The organism is Nonomuraea sp. NPDC050153, assembly GCF_044460125.1.
In the GTDB taxonomy this organism is placed as follows: domain Bacteria; phylum Actinomycetota; class Actinomycetes; order Streptosporangiales; family Streptosporangiaceae; genus Nonomuraea.
Genome location: NZ_JBITJQ010000019.1, coordinates 207615 through 214072, shown reverse-complemented (window position 1 = coordinate 214072; position 6458 = coordinate 207615). Strand labels below are relative to the sequence as shown.

Annotated in this window: 8 protein-coding genes; 4 read left to right on the top strand and 4 right to left on the bottom strand. The window is 70.2% G+C overall.

The features are described from left to right. Positions 1 to 344: 344 nt before the first annotated feature. The 3 genes from ACIBQ1_RS37275 to ACIBQ1_RS37265 all read right to left on the bottom strand — a co-directional run bounded on the left by ACIBQ1_RS37275 (position 345) and on the right by ACIBQ1_RS37265 (position 1140). On the bottom strand, positions 345 to 797 hold the full coding sequence (locus tag ACIBQ1_RS37275) for a hypothetical protein (RefSeq protein ID WP_397284212.1): 453 nt from the start codon (positions 795 to 797) through the stop codon (positions 345 to 347). Then, complete coding sequence (locus ACIBQ1_RS37270) at positions 755 to 907, bottom strand: DUF2786 domain-containing protein (protein ID WP_397284210.1); 153 nt, start codon at positions 905 to 907, stop codon at positions 755 to 757. Before ACIBQ1_RS37270 ends, ACIBQ1_RS37275 begins: the two co-directional genes overlap by 43 nt. A 65-nt stretch (positions 908 to 972) precedes the next feature. Then, on the bottom strand, positions 973 to 1140 hold the full coding sequence (locus ACIBQ1_RS37265; RefSeq protein WP_397284208.1) for a hypothetical protein: 168 nt from the start codon (positions 1138 to 1140) through the stop codon (positions 973 to 975). Positions 1141 to 1352: 212 nt separating this feature from the next. Between ACIBQ1_RS37265 and ACIBQ1_RS37260 the strand changes: the two genes are divergently transcribed. The 3 genes from ACIBQ1_RS37260 to ACIBQ1_RS37250 all read left to right on the top strand — a co-directional run bounded on the left by ACIBQ1_RS37260 (position 1353) and on the right by ACIBQ1_RS37250 (position 4487). Continuing rightward, a complete protein-coding gene (locus tag ACIBQ1_RS37260) occupies positions 1353 to 1538 on the top strand; it encodes a hypothetical protein (protein ID WP_397284206.1) in 186 nt (61 codons plus the stop codon). A 250-nt stretch (positions 1539 to 1788) separates the two neighbouring features. Then, positions 1789 to 2607, top strand: a complete 819-nt coding sequence (locus ACIBQ1_RS37255; RefSeq protein WP_397284204.1) for a GNAT family N-acetyltransferase — start codon at positions 1789 to 1791, stop codon at positions 2605 to 2607. A gap of 344 nt (positions 2608 to 2951) precedes the next feature. Next, positions 2952 to 4487, top strand: a complete 1536-nt coding sequence (locus ACIBQ1_RS37250; RefSeq protein ID WP_397284202.1) for a long-chain fatty acid--CoA ligase — start codon at positions 2952 to 2954, stop codon at positions 4485 to 4487. 13 nt (positions 4488 to 4500) lie between these two features. On the opposite strand, the gene ACIBQ1_RS37245 is transcribed toward ACIBQ1_RS37250, so the two are convergent. Beyond that, on the bottom strand, positions 4501 to 5490 hold the full coding sequence (locus tag ACIBQ1_RS37245; RefSeq protein WP_397284200.1) for a helix-turn-helix domain-containing protein: 990 nt from the start codon (positions 5488 to 5490) through the stop codon (positions 4501 to 4503). Positions 5491 to 5656: 166 nt separating this feature from the next. Here ACIBQ1_RS37245 and ACIBQ1_RS37240 point away from each other — a divergent pair, with 166 nt between their 5' ends. Further along, positions 5657 to 6310 (top strand): site-specific integrase, encoded by a 654-nt coding sequence (locus ACIBQ1_RS37240; protein ID WP_397284198.1) that lies wholly within the window; start codon positions 5657 to 5659, stop codon positions 6308 to 6310. The last annotated feature ends 148 nt before the right edge of the window (positions 6311 to 6458 follow it).

The following is a 6458-nucleotide window of genomic DNA, read 5'->3' as shown; positions in this document are numbered from 1 at the left end:
GGAACCCGCTCGACCGGACCCGCACCAGCCACCTTGCCCGCCTCGAACTGGCAGAACTCGCTCTCGCGGCCTGAGACGAGTTAACCAGCAGGGTCTTCTTGGCGCGGCTATGTGCCGTGACGAGGCTTCGACTCTCACGCAGCCGAGCGCGGACGAGCAACCGAGCAGTCATGGGCAGGCGATATGCGTTCTCTTGGCAGGATGCCTCATAGTCGTTTCGCAAGCGATGCGCAGCCTGCTTGACGTGTATGGATGTGGTTTTCGGCAGGCGCAGCATCGGCATCGGCATCGAAGCAGCGCATCACCTCCATGCCGGCGCGGATGGATATTCGGCACCCGGAGCGCTATCGGTTACGCGTCCCGAGGCTGACCTGACCGGCGGCGGCACGGCCCGCCGCCCAGCCCTCCCGGTCCCAGGACGTGCGGACCGCATGCGAGACCAGGTTCGGGAACATGCGCTCGACCGCCTGCTCCACCTGCTGTTCGCGGGCCGCCAGCACCGGCAGCAGGTCGGTGCCCCGGCTGGCGCTCTCCTGCGGGACCGTGGCCGCCGTGGCCTCGGCGAGCCGCTCCCTGATCCTGGAGGTGAACGCCGAAAGGAACGACTGGCGGAACGTCTTGTTCCTCGATCGGCCGGTGCCGTGCTTCTTGGTGCCCGAGTTCACCAGCGCGGTCTGCGCCTGCACCAGCAGCGAGGTGAACAGCACCTCCAGCCAGGACAGGTCCGCCCAGAACCCCAGCTCCTTCGACCAGGTCACCGCGCACCTGTTGGCCTCGGCGACAAGGTCGAGCAGCACGGCCTTGGGCTGCCCGTACGGCGCGTCGATGCCGGATGTGTGAACGTCTCCGCCTCCGCCTCGTACGCCGTCGACTCCGCCTTGGCCAGCAGCGCCCGCACCCGCGCCAACGTCTTCTCACTGACCGTGTGCGAGCGTGCCCGGACCGTACGGCGAGCGGCCCCGTGCGGCGGGCTCAACGATCCAGCCGGGGCAGCCCGGTCAGGAACCCCAGCAGTTCCAGCACACCGGAGACGGTCATCAGCCGGCCGGTCCCGTCGCGCGCCTGCCGCGCCGCCAGGTAGCCGCCCTTCCACCACGCCAGCGGGCTGCCAGCCGTTCCGCCACAACCCCGAAACCGCACGGGTCACGGCCTCCACCAGCACACGATCGGCGTCGTCCCGATCGGCCAGGAAGGCGGCGGCGGAGTCGAAGGCCGCCTCATCCTCATGGGCAAGCGCCTCCAACGCCGCGCCGATCAGCTCATCAGCCTTACTCACACGTGCCGTCCACCCTTGAAGAAAGTCCGCCAGAACTTCACCGTGACGGAGCCTCCGCCCCTGCTCACCCGCTGCGGTGGACGGCGGCAAGGTTCTGACCGGCCCCGGCTGTGTCGTCGTTCCGACCAGCGCAGTCGTCTTGAGCGCCGGTCCTCAAGCTGCGGATGTCCGCTCTTCCGTCACCCTGGTGCGGGGCACACTGGGGCATGCCATCGTCGTGCTGACCGCCGACATCTATGTCCCGGTGCTGCCGCAGCTGTAGCACGACAGCGCCAAGGTGGCCGCGCGGCTGGTGCTGAAGGCGGTGCGGGCGACCAACCGGAAGACCGGCATGGCCCGGGAGGCGACGTGAAACCGCAGGCCGACGTGGTGAGGCGTGCGGGACTTGAACTCACGACCCACGGGTTATGAGCCGCAGCCGTGTCAGCGACGGCGGGCATCGCGGGCGCGTACGGATCCAGCCAGTACGTCCGGGGCTGGGCCGCAGTGGCCGACGGAGTAGGTTCTCGCCTGTGACTGATATTCGACTTCTCGCTCCAGCGGAACTGCCCCTGTGCCAGCGGCTCGAAAGCGATCGCCAGTGGTCCACCGACGAGGCCAAATGGCGGCTGATGTTCGAGGCGGGCGAGGTATACGCCATCGACGCGGCCGACGGCGACGGCCTGGCTGGGTGCATGGTGGTGACCTGCTACGGTGACTCGCTGGCCGACGTCGGCATGATGCTGGTCGCCAGCAGGTATGGCAGGCAGGGGCTCGGTACGCGGCTGATGGAGCACGCCCTGCAAGTCGCCGGGGACCGCATCGTGGAGCTGACCGCGACCCGGTTCGGGCGCCCCGTTTACGAGCGGCTGGGCTTCCGACCCGTCGGCAGCCTGACGATCACTATGGGTCCGATAGAAGGGGCGGCGTGGCCGTCCGGAGTTCGCGTGGCGACACCGGAGGACCACGCCGCGCTCCTCGACCTGGACGCCGAGGTCACCGGCGCCGACCGGAGCAAGGCGCTGACCGCGCTGCTGGCCACGGCCGAGCGCACGGTCGTCACCGACGGTGGCTTCGCCGTGGCCTGGACCGCCGGCCCTCATCGCGTCATCGGCCCCGTCGTCTCACCCTCGGAGGAAGCGGCCCGCGAGCTGATCCTGGCCGCCGCCCACGGCTCCGACCGCGACGTGCGGATCGATCTGCTGTACGCCTACCCGGGCCTGCGCCCGTGGCTCACCAAGCTGGGGCCCACGGAGGGACCCGCGGCCCTGCCGACGATGCTCTACGGCGCCCGCCGCCACCCGGGCGACCGTGGGCGATACGTCGCGCCCATCCTCATCTCGATGGGCTGACCGGGCTTCGGACCGGCCGCTGCCCGGGCGAAGATGCGGACCCGTGCAGTCCGGCCTCCTGCCTGCCCACCGACCCTGCCGCCCGGGTTCGCCGCCCTGATCGTCGAGGAATTCCAGGTCAGCCTGCGTCGCGCCAGCGGCACCTATCCCGCCCGGTTCCACCAGGTGCCGCATTCAGAACGGCTCCCGCCGTCGGGTTCACCGGCCCCCTGCCTTGAGGCCCTCGCGGGCCGCCGTGTTCCGGCGCCCGCAGCGGGAGAGGAGTCGGCACGTTCGTACAAGTGCTGCCGTGATCCACCGGAGCATCCTGGAGACGGACGACGCGTTCCCACGAGAGGGTCACGATGCTCAATCTGTCGATCGTTCTGGAAGACAGCGCCCGCAACGCGCCGGACCGTACCGCCCTGGTCCTCGGTGACCTGCGCCTGTCGTACGCCGTGGTGGACTCCGTCGCGAACCAAGTGGCCAACCTGCTGGTAGCGCGGGGGATCGGCAGAGGCGACAAGGTGGCGCTGCTCTGCCCGAACCTCCCCTACTTCCCGTTCGTCTACTTTGGCATTCTCAAGACCGGGGCGACCGTGGTCCCGCTCAGCGTGCTGCTGCAGCCGCGCGAGATCACGTACCACCTGACCAACAGCGACGCCAAGGCACTCTTCTGCTTCGAGGGCACCGATGAGCTGCCAACGGGGACGCGCGGACGGGAGGGGTTCGACGGCACGCAGGGGTGTGAGCACTTCTTCGTCCTGCCCGCCACGCCGCTGGCCACCGAGTCGGAGTACGGCGAGTCGTTCTGGGCGGCGCTGGACGGCATGCCCGGGGAGTTCGAGACGGTTCGATCCGGGCCGGAGGACGTCGCAGCCATCCTCTACACCTCCGGCACCACCGGCCGGCCCAAGGGCGCCGAGCTCACTCACGCGAACCTGCTGATCAACGCCATCGTCAGCGACCAGATGTTCCCCGCCGATCCCGAGGGTGACGTCTCGCTCGCCGTACTGCCGCTCTTCCACTCCTTCGGCCAGACCTCGGTCATGAACGTGAGCCTGCGCCGCCGCGCCACCCTGGTGCTCCTGCCGCGCTTCGAGCCCGGCCAGGCGCTGGAGCTCATGCGCAGGGAGAAGGTGACCATGTTCGCCGGGGTACCCACCATGTACTGGGCGATGCTGTCGAAGATTCACGCGGAGGGGGTCGAGGCGCCCCCGACGCTGCAGGTGGCGGTGTCGGGGGCGGCCGCCTGCCCGGTCGAGGTGCTCAAGGATTTCGAGGCCACGTTCGGCATCCCGATCCTGGAGGGTTACGGCCTGTCGGAGACGTCGCCCGCGGCCTGCTTCAACCAGCTCAGCCGGCCCACCAAGCCCGGCAGCATCGGCTTCCCCCTTTGGGGGGTGGAGATGCGGCTGGTGGACAGCGACTGGAACACCGTCCAGGGCGAGGGGCCTGGCGAGATCGCCATCCGCGGTCACAACGTCATGAAGGGCTACCACGGGCGGCCCGAGGAGACCGCGGAGGTCCTGCGGGACGGCTGGTTCCGCACCGGCGACATCGCCACCCGCGACCAGGACGGCTACTACGCCATCGTCGACCGCACCAAGGACATGATCATCCGGGGTGGGTTCAACGTCTACCCGCGTGAGGTGGAGGAGGTGCTGATGACGCACCCGGCGGTCTCGCTGGTGGCGGTGGTCGGCGTGCCGCACGGCTCGTACGGGGAGGAGGTCAAGGCGTACGTCGTCCCGTCGGCCGGTGCGACGGCGAGTGAGAGCGAGCTCGTCGCCTGGTGCCGGGAGAACATGGCCGCCTACAAGTACCCGCGGACCATCGAGTTCCGTGAGAGCCTGCCGATGACCGCGACCGGCAAGATCCTCAAGCGTGAGTTGCGCTAGGCACTCGCCGGAGTCAGGGCAACCAGTCGATCGCGGCGGCGAGCTCGGAGGGCGCGTTGCCGAAGGTGCGCCTGAAGGCCCGGGTGAAGTGCGGGCCGTCGGTGAACCCGGCCGTGTGCGCAGCCGCCGTCAACGTCTCCCCGGCGGCCACCCGGTCGATGGCCCGCCGCAGGCGCAGCCACCGCACGTACGGCCGTAGCGGGATCCCCACGTGCGCGCTGAACAGGTGCGCGAGCCGGCTCGGCGACAGGTGGACCGCGTCCGCGACCGCCCGCAGTCTTACCGGTCCTCCTGCCAGGAGCGCGGGAATGACGGCGATCGCCGCCTCCACCGCCGGGTGCGGCGGGACGCCGCCGGGGCCGACGAGGCCGCTCCACGCCTCGACGGCGCGCAGCGCGCTCGCCGCCTCGGCCGAGCGCGCGTGACCGACCGGTGGCTCGGTGAACATGAGCGGCCGCGTTCCCACGCGGCTCGCCGGCTGCGAGCTCACGGGGTCGATCGGCGGAGGGCCGTGTCCGGCCCGGGCGGCGGACAGCGACCAGGACGAAGCCCCCGGCCCGGTGCTGGAGCGCGCGAGCAGGGACCTGCCCGGCGAACTGCGCGGATCCAGGTGGGCGAGCAGCGCGTCGCGAGCCCCGGTCAGCACCGTGTGGCCGGTGTCGGGCGGGATGACGGCGATGCGCGTGGTCAGCTGTTCGCCGTGGGCGTCGGCCATGGTGAACGGCTCGGTGGCGATGACGAGCTGGACCGCGTGGTGCGCGTGCAGGTCGTTGCCGCCGATCGCGCCGCCGTACAGCATGAGGCCGGGCCGCAGGAGACACCACCCGCGCCAGGCACGCGACATCACTCCGCCCTCCTTCCCAGGGGGTCGGCCCGCTGTGCCCGGCCAGCCTCCGAAGCCGGCCAGCATCCACTTGGCCTGCTCCATCATCTCCCTGACGAGCTCCGCAGTCGGCTCGATGTCGTGGATCAGGCCGACGCCCTGCCCCATCAGCCAAGGCATCTCCTCCCAGTCGGCCTCCGTCTCCGGGACCGCCAGCAGCAGGCCGAACTTGCGTACCGTCGCCTGCCGCTCCGGGACGATCTTGTATCGACCTGCTCAAGGGAGTCGACGTCGGCCGGGATCTCGTCGGGAGGCGGGCTGGCGGCGTGGAGGAGAGCGGCCGCCGGTGGCGGTGTGGACGGTCGAGCAGCTGGCCGCCTTTCTGCGCTTCGCGCGGGAGGACCCGTTGTTGGTGCTGTGGTGGCTGGTGGCCTTGCGTGGGCTGCGGCGGGGGAAGGCCGCTGGGCTGCGCTGGGTGGACGTCGATCTGGAGCGGCGCGAGCTCACCATCGGCCATCAGCTGGTGCACACCGACGAGGGGCTGATCTTGTGCGAGCCGAAGAGCGCGGCCAGCCGGAGAACGTTGGCACTCGATCCGGAGACGGTTCGGCTGCTGCGGCGGCGCGAGCGTGCGCAGCGCCGGCTGCCGGGGGAGCGGTGGTCACCGACCGGCCCGGTCTTCACCCTGGGCAGCGGAGCGCCGGTGCAGCCGAGCTATCTCACGCACCGCTTCCACGAGCTGGTCGCCGCCAGCGGACTGCCGCCGGTCCGGCTACACGACCTGCGCCATGGAGCTGCGACGTTGGCGCTGGCGTCGGGCACGGAGTTGAAGGTGGTGCAGGGCACGCTGGGGCATGCCAGCATCGTGCTGACCGCCGACACCGACGTCTCGGTGCTGCCGCAGCTGTATCACGACAGCGCCAAGGCGACCGCGCGGCTGGTGCTGAGGGCGGTGCGGGCGGCCAACCGGAAGATCGGCAAGGAGCGGGCTGGGACGTGACTCACATGTGGCTCACCGTGACTCACGATCAGATGACGCGACTACGGATCCGCGTGAAGCCGCAGGTCAGCGTGGTAGGGCGGGTGGGACTTGAACCCACGACCCACGGATTATGAGTGCATTCTTTGCCGTCGGCATTATGTGGTAT